Raw genomic sequence first — 15457 nt, 5'->3', positions numbered from 1 at the left:
TCAAAGTGAAATGGGCAGGCTTAATTATGAAAATATCATCTTAAAAGCCCGGCTTGATCATGCTGCAAAGCTGAACAATGAACTGCTCGACAAAGTCCAGGAACTTGAAGGAAAGCTAATTGAGTCGAAGGAAGGAAAAGGTTCAAACAAACAACGGAGACGTTAATTTTATAGGAAATCTAAAAATAACGCCTTACTAAAGGTGTTTTTATTTAATTAAGGAGGAATATTGAACATGAAACATAACACAGATACTTTATGGGTAGCTATCACAGGCGGTGGAATTTCTTCCATCGCCTATTTACTTGGAGGAATCGATAAACTACTTATAGCTTTTGTTATTTTGATGTCGTTGGATTACTTGACAGGTATTACTGCTGCGCTTTATACAAATAAAGTTTCTTCAAAAAATGCTTTTAAAGGTTTAATGAAAAAAGGAGCAATGTTTACTTTAGTGATCGTTGCTACACAACTAGATATTGTTTTAGGAAATGAGGGACAGTTCATCCGTTATGCGATGCTTATGTTTTTAATTGGGACAGAAGGCATTAGTTTAATAGAGAATCTTGGAAGGCTTGATGTGAAGCTACCGAAATTTTTATCAGAAAAGTTTATTCAGTTGAAAGATGATCACGACAAATTTGTTAAATAAGCTGCCCTCCGGGGTGGCTTTTCTTATGCCTTGAAGGGGGTGATTGTTATGTAGGAATGAAGGACAGGAGTACAAGCAGTTAAATTTAAACGGGTATAAAAATAATATTAGAGGTGATTAAATATGGTAAAAGTATTTATCGATCCAGGACATGGCGGAACAGATCCAGGTGCAGTCGGAAACGGACTTCTGGAGAAAAATCTAACACTTCAAATTGCAACACGTATAAAAGATATTTTGACGCTAGAATATGATAATGTTTCTATCCGGATGAGCCGTACTGGAGATCAGACTGTTTCCTTATCTGAGCGTACTAACGCTGCTAATGCATGGGCAGCTGATTTTTACTTGTCAGTCCACATTAATGCAGGCGGAGGAACTGGATATGAAGATTATGTTTATCCAGGAGTTGGGACTCCTACAACCACATATCAAAACAATATCCATGCTGAAATAATTAAGCTGGTTGATTTTTATGATCGTGGTAAAAAGCAAGCGAACTTCCATGTTCTGAGGGAAACAAGCATGCCAGCAATTTTGACCGAAAATGGCTTTATAGATAATGCCAATGATGCAGCTAAGTTAAAATCAAGCACCTTTATTGAAAACCTTGCTCGCGGTCATGTAAATGGGATTGTGAAAAGTTTTAATCTTCCTAAGAAGAGCTCAGCAGTATACCACACTGTTGTATCTGGAGATACAGTATATTCGTTAAGCAGAACCTATGGAAGCACAGTCCAGCAGATCCAAGATTGGAACAACCTTGATGCAAACTATACCATTTATGTTGGTCAACGCTTGCGTGTCAAATAATAAACAAAGCCCTTTTCAATCGAGAAGGATTATAGAACATCAGGCCCGCCGTTGTTAAGTGATGGTATCGTAGGCAGGAATACTTGGTACAAAATGTTTAAAAAGATAGTGAAAAATCAGCCCTGGATGAAAAATCCGGGGCATTATTTTTTTGCATAAACAAAAAAAGTTCCACTTTGGAACATCTAATTTAATCAAGAACCCTTTGTGTTATTTTTAGCGTATTAGTTGTTTATAAAGGAGGAATGACAGATGTTAAATCTTTTATATACAGTTACTTGTCTGGCAGTTACAACGTTCTTTAGCGTTTTGGTTTGGTATTTAATCAATATAGGTGCAGCTGGAGTTGGGGTAGTTGCTTCGAATATATGGTTTGGGTTTATTGTCGGCTTCTTGACCATGGTAGAAAGAGAAAAAAAGGGAAACGATAGTTCACTATTTGGTAGTCCATATTAAAAGCCCTTCTCAATCGAGAGGGGCTCGTTTATTTGGGGTGAAGACAAATGTTTCTTTATATGCTCTTCCGGAAGTAGCCTTGGTTCCGTCTTTATAGGTATAGGGCTCCTCCTCCCACATAATAATAAACTCTAATTTTTCTGTTCCTGCTTTTACAGGAAAATTTTTAAAACTAAAGGTTTGTCCTTTTTTAATTGAATCACTTTCCATTTGCGGCGCTAAACCATACATTTTACTTGTACCTGGTTCGTTTCTAAAACCGCGAACACTAACATTCTGAGCCTTTTCATTTTTATTTGTTACTATTAGACTATATACCTCGTATCTTCCCTTTTCACCTTGTGCTAATTTTTTGTCTTTTGATGGTGCCAGTAACTCAACTTTCCATTGATCAGTTTCTTTTAAAGTAGGGACTTGAAATTCTGCTTTTGGATGAAGTGGCAAAAACCATACACTTACAAACAACAGGGCTACAATAATTTGTTCATTTACTCACCTCCATGTTTAAACAATCTTAAATTGTCCCCAAACAATAAAAATATCCCACTTTTATGTAATTTTTTTATTCGTAATAAAAAAGCCCTTCTCACGATGAGAGGGGCTCTCGTCTTATTGTTCTACAAAATAAAAGTAATCTGGATGCTTTTCTCTCATATACCAGTACAATCCTTTATCGAATATGGCAGGCTCATGCCAGAGATTGCAAATGCGATGGCACACAACTCCTAAAAGTATGGAACTTAAAATAACTTCATCATGCTCTTCTATGACATTATCACAGTTACAGCAATATACATCCCCCATTAAACTCCCTCCCTTCAGCTAAATAATTCATCTAAGTAGGATAAAAGTCCTTGTGTCTAATTTGTGAATTCAATATTCGTCTGAAAGAAAGCTAGCTAGATTTTTTATTCTATAATTTAGAAGGAAAAATACCTTTTAAGAAGAATATAAAACTAAATAATCCTTGATCTAAAAGAAACAAAATATTGACAGTTTATGTAAAATAGAATAATGTCGAATTTAGATGTTTCTTAGTTAAGGAGGGTTCTAATTGCAGCTAAAAGATGTATTGGTTATGGAAGTACCTTCAGGTGCATTAAAAAAAGTAATTCGAAATAAAGGAATTAATACTAAATTAAATTCTACTGAGGATATGGCCTCAGCAATTGCTGATCAGGATGCACCAACTGGAATGGAATTAGCTAATGAATTTAAATTTGCAGGAAGCACTGCTGTAAATTTGAATATTGCTATGAAAGGTATTTCACCAGATTGGCATAATAAGGATTACTTTAAAACCAGGTTGGGTAATAAATATACCCCAGCAATCTTTTCGTCTGGGATCCGACCTACTTTAGATAAAACACCTAAATTAATAAGTGCACATGATCTTGGAACGAAGTTAGTGTTAGCGTTTTCATTCCTCGGGACACCGAGAAGATACCTAGAAGACTTTCAAATAGTATCGCGAAGCCCTCAAATAGTAGAATATGTAATAATCCATTTTTCACCATTTGCTGTTGAAGTAAGAGCCGGTCACGAGCAAAATAAGGTCTTTAGAGATTCAGTAATTGAAATAATGGATATTGATCCAAATGATATTGTATGGGAAAAGGCTACCAAGCTTACTGAAGAGCAAGCTAATGATCTTGCTCAAAGACTGCAAGCAAGACTGCGTGCAGCAAAACATAAAATGATTGAGGGTCCCTATGCTACTAAAGAAGTTACAGCACATACCCAAATCGATGATTTAGAAAGTGATGAACAATATAAACAAGAATTTAGTAATCAACCAATGAAGAAAAAAACATTAGTTTTTAATTATAGGTATAGTTTTGGTTATGAGGATAGCATTTCTTATGTTATTACAGATGAAGGTTTATGGATTAGATCAAAGGCGGGAGAAGAAGTTATTTCATATGTTTTAGACCAAATAATCCAGATAAGATATCCTTCTGATGTTGACATTGATGAATTTTTAGATGAAAATTACGAAGTATTACCAGAAGAAGAACATGAGAATATTGAGGAACAATTGGCCATAGATATTTAAAAAGTGAGGTGACCCACCGTGCTATTTATAATTGATGAAATATTAGAGGAAATGGCTCTAGAAAACAAAAGTCATTTTTCACCCCGTTATATATGTAACCGATCTGGTATACATGACTTAAAAGCCGTTACTGAATATCTTATACAATTAGTTGGACAAAAGCTCAGAGTTACCTTTGAAGTGGAATGTCCTGAAGGTGATAGCGATTTCGCGGTAGAGTCTCCTCATGAATTATCTAATGAAAAAAGAATATGCCACATATGTGGAGTTGAATATATACCTAACCCCGAAAGAATATGGGTAGCTTTTGACTTTTTACCCGAATATAAACAATATGTAAAAAAAAAGCGGAATTTAAATCCGTTAGCAAGAAACCTAGCATTAGTTTAAATCAATCGCTACTTGGATCTAGAGGTACAACTCTAGCGGACCTTTTTGAAGCCAAGGTAAACATTGAAAACTTATCAATTAATATTAATTACGAACACAAGGGAGATATCATGACGGACCAAAGCAAAAAAATGGGAGATTTTTTTGGAAATAATTTTGGTGATAATACAGTTATCCAATCCGAGAATGTACAGCAATCTAAAGTAGTAAATTCAGGAGAATTGGATAATGCATTCAACGAACTTGCTACTAAAATCTCTGAGATAAAAGACGACCAAAAAAGAGAACAAGCGGAATTTTTTGCACAACAATTAAAATTAGCTACTGAAAAAGATGATAAGATCACAGGGAAACAAATGATAAAGTTTTTGAATGGAATTTTAGGAACAGCAAGTTCATTAATTACTATTGCATCGGTTTTTTGAAAAAATGCCCCTTCTTACTAAAGAAGAGGGCTTTTATTTAATTTTGGTCTTCAAAAGGGTAAATCGTCCATTACTATTGGCTTAATCTTTTTTACATCTTCAGTAATATCATTTTCCACGTTCCAAGTAACCTTTTCAATAACCATATCCCTGCATCCGGTTTCTCTCCATTGCTGCTGGATCCATTCATAGGCCACAACTGAAACAGCAAAGTTAGAATCATTCTTAAACTCTCGGTCCGGGACAAAAAACTCTCCATTTCTTAAACCTCTGTTCCCTTCAATATTCAGTATGATTTGGATTACTACCCTCATTTTAGTAACTTCCTTTTTTGATTTAATTATATTCGAACTAGTGTTCTGTATTCAATATATGTAAAACACTTATGCCTTATTCAACAAATGGGGCAGGTGTGGAAAAAGGTATAGAAGATGAAATATAGAATATATTCACATTAGAAACTATTCGTAGGGGGTGTTTAATTTGAATAATCACGATGAAACACCTGAAGAAAAAAGAGAACGAATAAGACAAAGTGAATTAAAAAATAATCCAACTGGTTCCTTACAAGATTCATTAAATAGAGGAAGTAATGGGAATCTAAATGATTTAACTGGTGGTATGGGCTGGAAAGGTACAGGAGTATTAATTGTTGTATTAATAGGTGGATTTGTTTTATATAAACTGATTTTTTGAAGTTAAGCATATACATCTATAAGTAGCTTATTTTCAAGACCAGCTGCTAATCAGGCAGCTTTTTTCTTATTTAAAAAAGGGGCAGTTTTGTGGTAGAAGGATTTTTAATATATTTACGAGAAAGTCTTAATCAAATAAACCTTTTTTCGGAGGAAGATATGGAAGATTTTAAAGTGAAGCAATTAAAAAAATTGTTTTATATTGATATAACCCATTTAGTTAAGGAAAGCAAAGAAGAGGGCTTTAGGTTTCTTGAAAGATTAGTTAATGATTATAAAAATGGCACTAATAAATTTAATAAGCCTGGGGAATCTTTATATGGTTTGTTTAACAAAGAAGGTGTACTAATTGCTATTGGAGGGCTTAATATAGATCCATTTTCAAATGATGAAAAAGTTGGACGGTTGAGAAGGTTCTATGTTTCTAAGGATTATCGAAGGAAAGGTCTTGGAAGACTTTTGTTAACTCAAATAATTAACGATGCAAAACACTTTTATAATGTTTTAGTACTTCATACAGATACAGAACAAGGAGATAAATTTTATACCTCCCTTGGATTTTCAAAGGAAAATATTTATCCAAATTCAACACATAATTTAAGCCTATTTAATATGTGAAGTGTTATTAAGAAAATGGTGTGTTATATGATCCAGTTGCCAACCAGGTGGCTTTTTCTTATTGAACAAACGGCGCAGTTTTGTTTAATAAGAAATCTAATTCAAATAAACGAATGGTATAATTTAGGAGAATGATCTTAGGGGGATGGATATGCTAAAAAGGAAGTTTGGAGACCGTTCTGAATGGAAACGAGTCATAAAAAGAAAATATGCACAGTCATATCTTGATACTAAGGAATTTAAGGGGTATATAACATTATTAAATACAATAAAAGTAACAGAACCTTTATCAGTTAGTTACGGGAAAAAAAATATATGTATAGTTGATGATAGTTATATGTGGTTGCAACAATTTCCTCTAGAGAAAAACCATTCGGTAACAACAATGTTTAATGCAAAAGGAGAAATAGTTCAATGGTATATCGATATTTGTTATAAAAACTCAATTGAAAATAATGTCCCTTGGATGGATGATTTATTTTTGGATCTTGTCTTGTTACCATCAGGTGAGTTAATTGAAAAAGATGCTGAAGAACTTGAAGAGGCATATAAAAAAGGTATTATTGATAGGTCACTTTATGATTTGGCTTGGGGTGAACTAAACATTATAAAAAAACAAATAAACAGAGGTGAATTTCGACTGGTTAATCTGTCTAATCGCCATAAAGAAATTTTAGTCGATAAATTAAATTAAATTAATTTGATTTCTTTGCTTGTTATAGGGAAAGTTTGTGATTAAATGCACTTAAACTATAGGGTGCTTCAGTTAAATAAGGAGTTTATGCTGTTTAATTATTTTAGTTAGGAAGTAAAATTTTATTATTGAATTAGTCTATGTAAAATCACATAAAAATCACAAATGAAGTAATAGGATGCAAAAAAACGCGAAAAATAATAAACGTATATTATAGAAAGAACTAGGTATATGAAAGGTTTTGAAAAGTAGCGAAAATGGCACAAAAGATGGGCGGCATGATGTAATCATCGCCCAAACCCCTTGATATGTAAGGGAAAAGAGAAATGCTAATATTTCTCACCTAAAAAAAGAGGTTTCTCATGAGTTGTTCAAACTCGTGAGAAGCCTCTTTTTTCATTTCGTTTGTTTTTGTTATCCCGTCATAACTCCTCTCTTCCAGTTGAAGAAGGAGCTTAACATTACATCTCGAACCTCTAATGTAATTGAAAAATAAGGCTGTTTTCCCAATGTTTGTTGCTATTTATATTATAGTTACTGAGTTGATTGTAGCGGAAGGTGCGAGATCCTCGAAAATGCATTCGCATTCTCTTCGTGCGGTGTTTACTCAAGGTAGCTTATTCAACGTCCTACGGGAGTAGCGGGACAGGTGAGACCCCACAGAAGCGCAGCGTCGAGGAGGCTCTCACCGCCCGCCCCGTGGAAAGCGAGCATCCTGAAGCGGAAATCAACTGACAACATTGATAAGTGAAAAACAACAATTTATACGAAAAGAGACAGGAGCTGGTTACAATGATAAAAGGTATCGGCGGGATATTTTGGAGAACAAAGAACCTGGATGCGGTGAAAAAATGGTACAGTGAAGTGTTAAAGATAGAAATAGATAATTGGAATGGGACTGTGATTACTTCCCAATTAGAAAATGAGACGATCTTTTCTTTCTTTTCTGAGGATGACAGTTATTTTCCTGCAGAACAACAAGTGATGTTAAATTTTCAAGTACATAATTTAGACGAGATGATTACACATCTTGAACAAATTGGTGTACCTCTTGTTAAGGAAAAAGAAGTTAGTGAGTTTGGAAAATTTATTTGGATTGAAGATCCTGATGGCTGACTCGTCGAGCTTTGGGAGAAATAGCGTATTTAAAAACAAGAGACATAGGGACAGGCACATTGTCCCAACCCCTAAACTGCTTATAACGCCAAAAAAGGAATTCCTATCTGGAAATTCCTTTTTTAAATAGTATACTTCTTTCGAAAGGCAGCACTGCTGCTTTATTCTTTATCCTGCCCCCCGCCAAATGCTTCCGGAATCATCGTAAAGCCTTCAATTACGGTATCTTCTTCCACCTCGATCATCAGGTAACGCTTGCCGTCAAAATTAATTTGTCTTACATATCTAAGATCCTGCGGACAAATGGATATGTTGGCTGCTTTGGTGCTGATCTTAATTGATTTAGAATTGTATTTAGGCAGGACGCTGCTTGCCTTTATTTCATATTTGTCATCATCAATGATCTTTTGATAAGCGGATTGGACCTTTTCAGAATCAATGTCTTCGATGCCGCTTACCTTTAAAACATGTTCTACGTCTTTGGAATCCAGCTTCGGGGGTTCATCCTCTTCGTTTTCCACAATCATACGGTTTATCTCTTCATATACGCTTGAAAGTGTAGATGTGCTAAGCTGATCTCCTGTTACGTCTTTAATAATTTCTTCAAAAACGATTTTATCATCCTGCGCCGTCATTGTTTCTTCTCCGTTTAGCACATCCTCAATGAACTGGTGGTCGGGCTCATGGACCTTGCCTGCAGAATACAGGACATGATTGACATCAGCAGCGTGATCAGTAAAGCAAGGAAATAGAAACCCTGAAATGGGAGACTTGAGGTTGATAATCGGATCAACGGTAAAATGGTATTTAAATTCCCTTTCGACATAGTCAAAAAGCAGTTCTTTCTTCGGTTCCTGCGTGTTATTAATGCTGCAGAGAATAAAGGGATGAGAATAAACGGCATCCCGTTCACTTTCCTCGGCTTCTGGATTGCGGCGCTTCATGGGTTTAAGATACTCCCCGCGAATGAATGTAACGACAATATCCTTTTCATATTGCCGGACTTCCAGCATTTTGCCGACAATCTGAAGCATTTGTTCCGTCCAGCCCTCAGCATCATTCGTCAACAATCCTTGGTGAAGGATAAGCTGACTGCTGTTTTCTGCATCTCGCCGAAACTTTAATTCAAACAGCTTCTCATCCAATTGGCCGCCAAGCATCTTTTTGAAGTTGTCCATAAAGAGTTCCTGCTGATCCTGATCGAGCATTTCAAAAGGCTGGCTTTCATAATGATAAATCTCACTTGATTCCTTCATAATATAGACGTTAAAAATATCTGTGATCTTTAGTAAGTCATTATTTAATTTAAATTGTTTCCGAATCTGTGCAATGTCTTTTTTGTTCATGGTTAAAATCCACTCCTAAACTGCCCAATATGCATATCTACTAGAATAACAAAATACATCCGCTCTATAAATTATTATTTATTTTTGTTTTTTTAAAATGGGAGATTTAGAAGAGGGGAGGTGTCAGTGAAATTCTCGTATTCTGCCAGCATTGAGGGTATAAAAAGAGGCTCCCCATAAGCTGGACAAAACTTAGGGAAGCCACTTATATTCTATGAAATGTTTGCTATGGGATTATTTTTTCTGCACCCCATGTATATCCCTGGATAGCAGCCGATCCGATTCATCTAAGAATTGTACTGATTGCCGTGTTGCTTCTTCATTTTGGAGCAATAGAGATTTATAGGCTTCTGTAACTTGTTGAAGCTGGTTATTTAAAGCGTTCAATTTATTGATGAAATCAAGGACATTATTCTGCCCAATAGTGGGTGGAAGGGATGGCTGGAGCCCGTTAGCGGAGGACTGAAGTTTAGAAAGTGCCTGTTCTATATCGCTTATCCTTAGCTTAATCTCAGTATTCATTCTCAATACCTCCTCATTTTATATTTGACCTCTCTGCTGCAAGCTGTGCTTCGAGGGAAGCGATTGTTTGTTTGATAGAATCGATTTCCTGCTGAATCTGCTGCAGCTTCCGGCTTATGGCTGAAAACACATCATGAAAATGATTTGACTCAATGTCAGTGTAACTCGTAAGCATTTGTTCAAACCGGATATCCTCAAATTCATCTGCCAGCTTTCCCTGCCAGGTAAAAGGGGAAAGACCCGGCTTTGTGACGGTATGCCGATAGTGGTTAAACTCCTGCTGTTTTCCTTGGAGTTCTCCCTCACTGGCCAGCAGTCTCTGCAAATCATTTTGTTTCTTCGCCAATAAACTGTAGTAATATCCTAAAGCCATGAATATTCACCTCTATATCCTGCCAATTTCATATTAATAAATCGGGTAGAAAGAATCTATTTTACTATATCACAGGGAAATAATGTAATAATGGTGATTTTCTTATTTTAAACTTTCTGTCGATGGGTATTTGTTGCTGTTTTATACAAAGGTGTAAAAAAATCCTATTCGTAATAAAGCCCAATCCATGGAGAGCTTTTAGAAGGCATCAGGCATAAAGCAGGAAATTCCATACACTCTCCGGAATTCTTTAAAGAACTCGGCCTAACTGCACTAGGCCAGATTCTGCCGCCAGGCGCTTATTCCATTTGGGCTGTCTGGCAGAATACCTACGAAAGAAAGACCATCCACTATCAGTTAAGAGCTTTGAAAGCTTTAGCAGAACTGAACAGTAACGAAATCAGCCCGGAGGAATTCGCCTCCCTAAGCGGCCGAGAAATCCTGACTGTTGATGTCATAGACGAGTATGGCATCGGCAACGAGAATCAGGGCGGAAAATTTCATCTATACGAGGACGGCCGGATTGTGCGGGAATTCTATGGAGAAAAAGGAACAGGCTACAAGTTTGTCGACTCCATTCCAGAAGACCGTTTGGGAGGAGTGCGTGAACTGGACTCCATAGCTGACGGAACCCCGCTTGAAATACTTGAATACCTGTCGCTTGCGGCAGTGGTTCGGAAACAAGGAACTAAGATCATACGGAAAAGCATCAATAAGGCCGACTTTGATGCGCTTGTCAGGATATTGAAAGAGGAAAAGGGCAATGTGGTCTTGCCGGGGAAGAAGGCTGGTAAGGGTACGGATGATATAGATAGGGTATTAACAAAAAATGGAGGATTTAGGGATGCAAAGAGAAGGGCGGGAATACCTAACTCTATTCAGCACAAGAAACCTATCGATGTTTATGATGGAACAACTGAAAATAGAAGAGTATATGAATTTGAAGTAGATGGTAAGAAAAAATATATCATAGAGCACCGAGAGGATAAATTCGGGAGAGGGCCACACTTTCATGGTGCTGACGATTTGAAGGGAAGCCCATTGGAAAAAGGAAGATATAATCAGTACCCTGGACATTCCCCGGAAGATTTTGTTGGTTATAAAAAGAAAGGTCGACCATGGAAAGGTGATTAATTTGACTGACGAAAGAAAAACAAAGATGAAGCTGTTAAAAAGACAAAGTAGAAGAAGGAATTTGGTAAAAGAAATAAACTTCATGAATCTTACAGAGGAACCTTTTTTAGATATTGAAGATAATGATTTATTTTGTAAGAATGTGTTTTCGCTACTTAATACAAAGGAATATAAGATTCAATTGCAAGGAGAAAACTATAAAGAACATATTCAAAAATCAATACAATTGTTAAAAGATACTGTTGATAATATCGAAGTAATACCAAAACAAGGAAGACTATTAGTTTTTAGAGAAAATGAAATAGAAGCATTGTTGGTTAATGTTACTGAAGTATTTAGTCATTTAAATGAAATTATTGAATTAACAAATTTTTCAGTTGGATATGGAGATTTTATTCTAGTGGCAGAAGATTTTAATTTTGGTTTGTGCATTGAACGAACGGAATATTTTTATGAGTTAAGTGTTTGGGGACTATCATAAGGAAAAACATTAGAACCTTGAATGGCTTAATGCCTTTCAAGGTTTTTCATTTAACATATCCCCCAACATTCCCCCGCCAAATGTAGTGCATTTGCCCAAGCCAAACCCATTTCCACGCATATACAATAATGTAGGCATATACAGAGGAAATGGAGGTATGAATGAATGTACCCTTACAGAGGCCCTTATCAGCCGCAGAATCAGCGGTTTATTGGATTCTTTGGCCTGCCTTTTTTAGGCGGGTTAGCAGGAGGTTTATTGGGCACTGCTTTATTCTATCCGCGTCCATATTATGGGTATCCGCCACCACCGCCGCCTTATTATTACCAGCGGCCTTGCTGTGGACCGGGATTTGGATATCCTTATTAATAGCTGTCAGGGGGAGCTCTTTATAACGCTTCCCTTTTTAAGCCTTAAAGCACCGGAGTCACAATGAAAAGAAAAGGGCATATAGTAACATAAACCTTTCAAGGAATGGAGGAAATATTCTTGCCTGTTTCTGTCGTGTTTAATCAGATTAATGTGCTGAGCATGTCCTCGAATTCCATAATTGGTTCTGGCCAAAACAGCCAGCCTGACTGGAATGCCCAGGGGAAATTTAATTCCGGCAATGGGAATTTTGTGAATTCGCTTGTGCTGGGCTGTACCAATATTATTAATGATCCTGATGGGATTGATAACCCTATTACGCAGCCTGAAAATATCAACCCGCAGCCAACTTCGCAAATATAGGAAAAGAAGTGTATATATAAATGAAATGCATCGATATACAATTCAGCAATATCAATATCACTACGATGTCTTCGAATTCAGGCATCTTTACTGGAGAGAACAATCAGACAAATTGGCAGGTGAACAGGAAAAATAACTACGGTTTAGGTAAAATCGCAGGTTATCAAAACATGGCTGCCAATATTGTAAACATTATTAACGATAATGACTGGATTGATGCGGACTTTTCACAGCGTCAACAGAGTAATAATCAGTCTGTTACACAAAGTTAACGACGAACATGCGGCCATCTTCTCCAAGGTGGTTTATTTTGCGTTTACTCATACTTATAAAGCGAAAGAGAAATAACGAAGCAGTAGGCGCTGAGAAGCATGCCAACAATCCTTGGGAATTAAAGGGCATACTTCTCTAAATTGATCAATACTCATAGTAATAATGGCAATAAGGATAGGGGGGCTCTAGATGGCTAAAATCCAGTATAACTCTATTAAAGTAAAGGCTGTTCATAATAGCTCCGGTATTTTTTACGGGGACAATATTCAATATAAATGGCGCAGTAAGGCAAGAAAATCGGACGGGTTTGGAAATATAAAGGGAAGCCGCAGTAGGATAACTAATAATATTACAGCGGCATCAAAAAAAGAATCTTAGATCTCTTTCCCCTCCTTCTGATTTTCCGCTGTTTCTTTCAGGACAAAATGGGTGTTATGGGAAATTTCATTTTCTTGTCCATATATTGCTCCAAAGCCCGAATGAGTTTTACCAGCAGAACTCCAATAAAACTGCCGGTTCTTTCCCATAAAAATGCCTGAGTTGTTTTCCAACAGATCTACATTAAGATTATTGAAGATAATCTTAGGAGATTTGGGTTTTCTCCTCATTTTTTTCCTCCAGCATGTATGAAATAACAATATAATATGCAACTGATCATAGAGAGTGCCAATTTAGATAAAGGATGAAAGGCATGAACCTAAACGAAGATACACTTTTAAAATTGCTCCAGGATATAGAAATGCGAATGGCCCGGCTGGAAAAAATCATCACGGAAGACAATAAAAATGTGCACCTTGATATCAAAAATATACAGACCTTAAATTTAGATAAGCTAATCTATAAGTTGGATAAAGTGGATATTAAAGAACTAAGCGGTGCCTTAAACATTGGGAATACCTTTCAGACTGGTGATCTTCATTCTCCTGAAGAGACTGCCATGGGGCAGAATCAGAGGAAAGCGGGTAATGAGGATATAATCATAAAAATTAATGGAAAACAGATTCCCTATCGTACTAACGAAGAGAAGCCGGCAAAAGCGAAGAAGATTTCACCCTTCGATTCTGAGTTTAAGATTGGAGATATTCATATCGGCACTATTGAAGACGCCTCCGCGGTCAATTTCGGCAACAACTTTCCTACTGATTTCAGGAGCCATAAGAAACATAATCAGGGGTTTGGAAATATTATTGGGGATCATAACGATATTCACGATATGAAGACCTTCATGAAAGAAAGAGAGGCGACAGAGGTTTATAATGAACATCAGGATGGCCGGGAACCTTCATGGGCTCAGGAAGCTGAAAATGAGGATGATGCACATTAATGAAATATGAGATTTAGAAAGGGTTTTTCATCAGGTTGTTCAGATGGAGAACCTTTTTGGTTTAATTAAAGAAGATAAAGGTTAAATATGAATATTATGGAATTATGGTGGGATAACTAATTTATCTGTTTTTGCATGATCAGACTGCTTATGTTATCCTGAAACACGCATCTGCGGATAGGATGTTCCATAATTTAACATTTTTGTATAGGAGGTGCTGAAAAGTTGATTGAGTTTAAAGAAGTAAACAAAGTCTTTCAGGATGGATTCCATGCTCTAAAGGATATTACCTTTAAAGTGGAGGAAGGTGAACTGCTGGTTCTGATTGGACCAAGCGGATCTGGAAAAACCACAACCATGAGGATGATCAACCGTCTGATTGAACCGACAAAAGGGACAATTACCATTGAAGGAAAAGATATTTCAAAAGAAGATCCAGTCAAGCTTCGCCGGACGATCGGCTATGTGATCCAGCAGATAGGACTGCTTCCGCATATGACGATTAAAGAAAATGTATCGCTTGTTCCAAGGTTGATGAAATGGAAGAAGGAAAAATACATAGATAAAGTGGACGAGCTGATGAATATGGTAGGACTGGATCCGGAGGTGTTTGGCGAACGTTACCCTTCAGAACTGAGCGGTGGGCAGCAGCAGAGGATCGGTGTGATCCGTGCACTGGCAGCTGAGCCAAAGATCATCTTAATGGATGAACCGTTCAGTGCATTGGATCCAATCAGCCGGGAGCAGCTGCAGGATGAGTTAGTCCGTCTTCAGCGGGATATCCAGAAAACGATTGTATTCGTCACCCATGACATGGATGAGGCACTTAAAATCGCGGACCGTATCTGTATTATGAAAGATGGGGAGGTGGTGCAGCTGGATACGCCGGAAAACATCATCCGCAGGCCGGCTAATGAGTTTGTCCGAAGCTTTATTGGAGAAGACCGTCTTCAGGAAAATGACAGCATCTCATTCCCTAAACTGAACAAATTAATGGTTCAGGCTGTCACAGCATTTGAAAACCGCAGGCTGGCTGAATCCCTGAAGATGATTCGCAGCAAACGGGTTAACAGTCTCGTGGTTGTGGATAATCAAAATATTTTTCAGGGAATTGCCACCGTATGGGACGTCCAGAGAAATTACAAAGATGAAGAGTTGAGGCTTAAAGATATTATGGATTCAAGCGTCGTGACACTTCAGCAACATGATCCGGCGGAAAAAGCCTTTCAGCTTGTGAACGAATCTGTTTACGGTTTTGTTCCGGTTTTGGATGAACATAGAAAACTTTTGGGCATTGTGACCCGATCGAGTCTTGTAGAATATATGGTCGACGAGATCGTCGAATAAACAGGATAGG

General features: G+C 37.0%; 26 protein-coding genes. 19 read left to right on the top strand and 7 right to left on the bottom strand.

The features are described from left to right. Window positions 1-10 precede the first annotated feature (10 nt). The 4 genes from M3205_RS06185 (at window position 11) to M3205_RS06170 (ending at window position 1921) form a co-directional block, all read left to right on the top strand. Window positions 11-166 carry a hypothetical protein gene (locus tag M3205_RS06185; RefSeq protein ID WP_251169112.1) on the top strand — a complete coding sequence of 52 codons (156 nt, stop codon included), beginning with the start codon at window positions 11-13 and terminating at the stop codon, window positions 164-166. Window positions 167-235: 69 nt separating this feature from the next. Continuing rightward, window positions 236-652 (top strand): phage holin family protein, encoded by a 417-nt coding sequence (locus tag M3205_RS06180; RefSeq protein ID WP_251169111.1) that lies wholly within the window; start codon window positions 236-238, stop codon window positions 650-652. Window positions 653-775: 123 nt separating this feature from the next. Next, window positions 776-1465 carry an N-acetylmuramoyl-L-alanine amidase family protein gene (locus M3205_RS06175; RefSeq protein ID WP_251169110.1) on the top strand — a complete coding sequence of 230 codons (690 nt, stop codon included), beginning with the start codon at window positions 776-778 and terminating at the stop codon, window positions 1463-1465. 252 nt (window positions 1466-1717) lie between these two features. Continuing rightward, on the top strand, window positions 1718-1921 hold the full coding sequence (locus tag M3205_RS06170) for a hypothetical protein (RefSeq protein ID WP_251169109.1): 204 nt from the start codon (window positions 1718-1720) through the stop codon (window positions 1919-1921). Between the two features lie 9 nt (window positions 1922-1930). Here the strand turns inward: M3205_RS06170 and M3205_RS06165 are convergent, their stop codons facing one another. Continuing rightward, on the bottom strand, window positions 1931-2386 hold the full coding sequence (locus M3205_RS06165; RefSeq protein ID WP_251169108.1) for a hypothetical protein: 456 nt from the start codon (window positions 2384-2386) through the stop codon (window positions 1931-1933). Between the two features lie 144 nt (window positions 2387-2530). Next, the gene (locus M3205_RS06160; protein ID WP_251169107.1) at window positions 2531-2725 is read right to left on the bottom strand and encodes a hypothetical protein; all 195 of its coding nucleotides are present in this window, start codon (window positions 2723-2725) and stop codon (window positions 2531-2533) included. Window positions 2726-2975: 250 nt separating this feature from the next. Between M3205_RS06160 and M3205_RS06155 the strand changes: the two genes are divergently transcribed. The 3 genes from M3205_RS06155 (at window position 2976) to M3205_RS06145 (ending at window position 4792) form a co-directional block, all read left to right on the top strand. Next, window positions 2976-3977 (top strand): hypothetical protein, encoded by a 1002-nt coding sequence (locus M3205_RS06155; protein ID WP_251169106.1) that lies wholly within the window; start codon window positions 2976-2978, stop codon window positions 3975-3977. A gap of 18 nt (window positions 3978-3995) precedes the next feature. Continuing rightward, on the top strand, window positions 3996-4367 hold the full coding sequence (locus tag M3205_RS06150; protein WP_251169105.1) for a hypothetical protein: 372 nt from the start codon (window positions 3996-3998) through the stop codon (window positions 4365-4367). A 110-nt stretch (window positions 4368-4477) separates the two neighbouring features. Next, window positions 4478-4792 (top strand): hypothetical protein, encoded by a 315-nt coding sequence (locus M3205_RS06145; protein WP_251169104.1) that lies wholly within the window; start codon window positions 4478-4480, stop codon window positions 4790-4792. 50 nt (window positions 4793-4842) lie between these two features. Here the strand turns inward: M3205_RS06145 and M3205_RS06140 are convergent, their stop codons facing one another. Beyond that, window positions 4843-5106, bottom strand: coding sequence for a hypothetical protein (locus M3205_RS06140; protein ID WP_251169103.1), 264 nt, complete (start codon window positions 5104-5106; stop codon window positions 4843-4845). A 169-nt stretch (window positions 5107-5275) separates the two neighbouring features. Between M3205_RS06140 and M3205_RS06135 the strand changes: the two genes are divergently transcribed. From M3205_RS06135 to M3205_RS06120, 4 genes are all read left to right on the top strand, one after another. After that, a complete protein-coding gene (locus tag M3205_RS06135) occupies window positions 5276-5488 on the top strand; it encodes a DUF6366 family protein (RefSeq protein WP_113884113.1) in 213 nt (70 codons plus the stop codon). Between the two features lie 158 nt (window positions 5489-5646). Continuing rightward, on the top strand, window positions 5647-6105 hold the full coding sequence (locus M3205_RS06130) for a GNAT family N-acetyltransferase (protein WP_251169161.1): 459 nt from the start codon (window positions 5647-5649) through the stop codon (window positions 6103-6105). A gap of 151 nt (window positions 6106-6256) precedes the next feature. Next, on the top strand, window positions 6257-6799 hold the full coding sequence (locus M3205_RS06125; RefSeq protein ID WP_251169102.1) for a ribonuclease FAU-1 family protein: 543 nt from the start codon (window positions 6257-6259) through the stop codon (window positions 6797-6799). A 792-nt stretch (window positions 6800-7591) separates the two neighbouring features. Next, entirely contained in the window at window positions 7592-7915 is a 324-nt protein-coding gene (locus M3205_RS06120; protein ID WP_251169160.1) for a VOC family protein, read from the top strand. Window positions 7916-8076: 161 nt separating this feature from the next. Here the strand turns inward: M3205_RS06120 and M3205_RS06115 are convergent, their stop codons facing one another. From M3205_RS06115 to M3205_RS06105, 3 genes are all read right to left on the bottom strand, one after another. Beyond that, window positions 8077-9261 (bottom strand): DUF4317 domain-containing protein, encoded by a 1185-nt coding sequence (locus tag M3205_RS06115; RefSeq protein WP_251169101.1) that lies wholly within the window; start codon window positions 9259-9261, stop codon window positions 8077-8079. Between the two features lie 234 nt (window positions 9262-9495). Beyond that, a complete protein-coding gene (locus tag M3205_RS06110) occupies window positions 9496-9783 on the bottom strand; it encodes a YwqI/YxiC family protein (RefSeq protein ID WP_251169100.1) in 288 nt (95 codons plus the stop codon). A 13-nt stretch (window positions 9784-9796) separates the two neighbouring features. Beyond that, window positions 9797-10156: a YwqH-like family protein gene (locus M3205_RS06105; RefSeq protein ID WP_251169099.1), complete on the bottom strand. Its 360-nt coding sequence runs from the start codon at window positions 10154-10156 to the stop codon at window positions 9797-9799. Window positions 10157-10522: 366 nt separating this feature from the next. On the opposite strand from M3205_RS06105, the gene M3205_RS06100 reads away from it, so the two are divergent. The 6 genes from M3205_RS06100 to M3205_RS06075 all read left to right on the top strand — a co-directional run bounded on the left by M3205_RS06100 (window position 10523) and on the right by M3205_RS06075 (window position 13154). Next, on the top strand, window positions 10523-11290 hold the full coding sequence (locus tag M3205_RS06100; protein WP_251169098.1) for an HNH/endonuclease VII fold putative polymorphic toxin: 768 nt from the start codon (window positions 10523-10525) through the stop codon (window positions 11288-11290). Further along, the gene (locus M3205_RS06095) at window positions 11283-11771 is read left to right on the top strand and encodes a YxiF family protein (RefSeq protein ID WP_251169097.1); all 489 of its coding nucleotides are present in this window, start codon (window positions 11283-11285) and stop codon (window positions 11769-11771) included. The genes M3205_RS06100 and M3205_RS06095 overlap by 8 nt, the downstream gene beginning before the upstream one ends. A gap of 165 nt (window positions 11772-11936) precedes the next feature. Continuing rightward, on the top strand, window positions 11937-12140 hold the full coding sequence (locus M3205_RS06090) for a hypothetical protein (RefSeq protein WP_251169096.1): 204 nt from the start codon (window positions 11937-11939) through the stop codon (window positions 12138-12140). Between the two features lie 105 nt (window positions 12141-12245). Then, the gene (locus M3205_RS06085) at window positions 12246-12503 is read left to right on the top strand and encodes a hypothetical protein (protein WP_311315716.1); all 258 of its coding nucleotides are present in this window, start codon (window positions 12246-12248) and stop codon (window positions 12501-12503) included. A 20-nt stretch (window positions 12504-12523) separates the two neighbouring features. Beyond that, window positions 12524-12775 (top strand): hypothetical protein, encoded by a 252-nt coding sequence (locus M3205_RS06080; RefSeq protein ID WP_251169095.1) that lies wholly within the window; start codon window positions 12524-12526, stop codon window positions 12773-12775. Between the two features lie 190 nt (window positions 12776-12965). Beyond that, window positions 12966-13154, top strand: a complete 189-nt coding sequence (locus tag M3205_RS06075; protein WP_251169094.1) for a hypothetical protein — start codon at window positions 12966-12968, stop codon at window positions 13152-13154. Here M3205_RS06075 and M3205_RS06070 read toward each other — a convergent pair. Then, entirely contained in the window at window positions 13151-13384 is a 234-nt protein-coding gene (locus M3205_RS06070) for a hypothetical protein (RefSeq protein WP_251169093.1), read from the bottom strand. The two genes, M3205_RS06075 and M3205_RS06070, sit on opposite strands and share 4 nt — an antisense overlap. Window positions 13385-13467: 83 nt before the next feature. Between M3205_RS06070 and M3205_RS06065 the strand changes: the two genes are divergently transcribed. Both M3205_RS06065 and M3205_RS06060 read left to right on the top strand, forming a co-directional pair. Then, window positions 13468-14100: a hypothetical protein gene (locus M3205_RS06065; protein ID WP_251169092.1), complete on the top strand. Its 633-nt coding sequence runs from the start codon at window positions 13468-13470 to the stop codon at window positions 14098-14100. Window positions 14101-14325: 225 nt separating this feature from the next. Further along, a complete protein-coding gene (locus M3205_RS06060) occupies window positions 14326-15447 on the top strand; it encodes an ABC transporter ATP-binding protein (RefSeq protein ID WP_251169091.1) in 1122 nt (373 codons plus the stop codon). Window positions 15448-15457: the final 10 nt, after the last annotated feature.

The sequence above is a fragment of the Cytobacillus firmus genome (assembly GCF_023715565.1).
GTDB lineage: Bacteria > Bacillota > Bacilli > Bacillales > Cytobacillaceae > Cytobacillus > Cytobacillus firmus_C.
Note: the sequence above shows the minus strand (reverse complement) of the source record. Positions and strands in the feature narration are given on the sequence as shown.

Excerpts from the sequence above, each read along its gene's own strand:
- M3205_RS06065 (WP_251169092.1), top strand. The coding sequence starts at position 13,468 with ATGAACCTAAACGAAGATACACTTTTAAAATTGCTCCAGGATATAGAA.
- M3205_RS06160 (WP_251169107.1), bottom strand. The coding sequence starts at position 2,725 with ATGGGGGATGTATATTGCTGTAACTGTGATAATGTCATAGAAGAGCAT.
- M3205_RS06120 (WP_251169160.1), top strand. The coding sequence starts at position 7,592 with ATGATAAAAGGTATCGGCGGGATATTTTGGAGAACAAAGAACCTGGAT.
- M3205_RS06175 (WP_251169110.1), top strand. The coding sequence starts at position 776 with ATGGTAAAAGTATTTATCGATCCAGGACATGGCGGAACAGATCCAGGT.
- M3205_RS06180 (WP_251169111.1), top strand. The coding sequence starts at position 236 with ATGAAACATAACACAGATACTTTATGGGTAGCTATCACAGGCGGTGGA.
- M3205_RS06075 (WP_251169094.1), top strand. The coding sequence starts at position 12,966 with ATGGCTAAAATCCAGTATAACTCTATTAAAGTAAAGGCTGTTCATAAT.
- M3205_RS06130 (WP_251169161.1), top strand. The coding sequence starts at position 5,647 with ATGGAAGATTTTAAAGTGAAGCAATTAAAAAAATTGTTTTATATTGAT.
- M3205_RS06145 (WP_251169104.1), top strand. The coding sequence starts at position 4,478 with ATGACGGACCAAAGCAAAAAAATGGGAGATTTTTTTGGAAATAATTTT.
- M3205_RS06185 (WP_251169112.1), top strand. The coding sequence starts at position 11 with ATGGGCAGGCTTAATTATGAAAATATCATCTTAAAAGCCCGGCTTGAT.
- M3205_RS06140 (WP_251169103.1), bottom strand. The coding sequence starts at position 5,106 with ATGAGGGTAGTAATCCAAATCATACTGAATATTGAAGGGAACAGAGGT.
- M3205_RS06115 (WP_251169101.1), bottom strand. The coding sequence starts at position 9,261 with ATGAACAAAAAAGACATTGCACAGATTCGGAAACAATTTAAATTAAAT.
- M3205_RS06110 (WP_251169100.1), bottom strand. The coding sequence starts at position 9,783 with ATGAATACTGAGATTAAGCTAAGGATAAGCGATATAGAACAGGCACTT.
- M3205_RS06080 (WP_251169095.1), top strand. The coding sequence starts at position 12,524 with ATGAAATGCATCGATATACAATTCAGCAATATCAATATCACTACGATG.
- M3205_RS06105 (WP_251169099.1), bottom strand. The coding sequence starts at position 10,156 with ATGGCTTTAGGATATTACTACAGTTTATTGGCGAAGAAACAAAATGAT.
- M3205_RS06070 (WP_251169093.1), bottom strand. The coding sequence starts at position 13,384 with ATGAGGAGAAAACCCAAATCTCCTAAGATTATCTTCAATAATCTTAAT.
- M3205_RS06085 (WP_311315716.1), top strand. The coding sequence starts at position 12,246 with ATGGAGGAAATATTCTTGCCTGTTTCTGTCGTGTTTAATCAGATTAAT.
- M3205_RS06125 (WP_251169102.1), top strand. The coding sequence starts at position 6,257 with ATGCTAAAAAGGAAGTTTGGAGACCGTTCTGAATGGAAACGAGTCATA.
- M3205_RS06090 (WP_251169096.1), top strand. The coding sequence starts at position 11,937 with ATGTACCCTTACAGAGGCCCTTATCAGCCGCAGAATCAGCGGTTTATT.
- M3205_RS06170 (WP_251169109.1), top strand. The coding sequence starts at position 1,718 with ATGTTAAATCTTTTATATACAGTTACTTGTCTGGCAGTTACAACGTTC.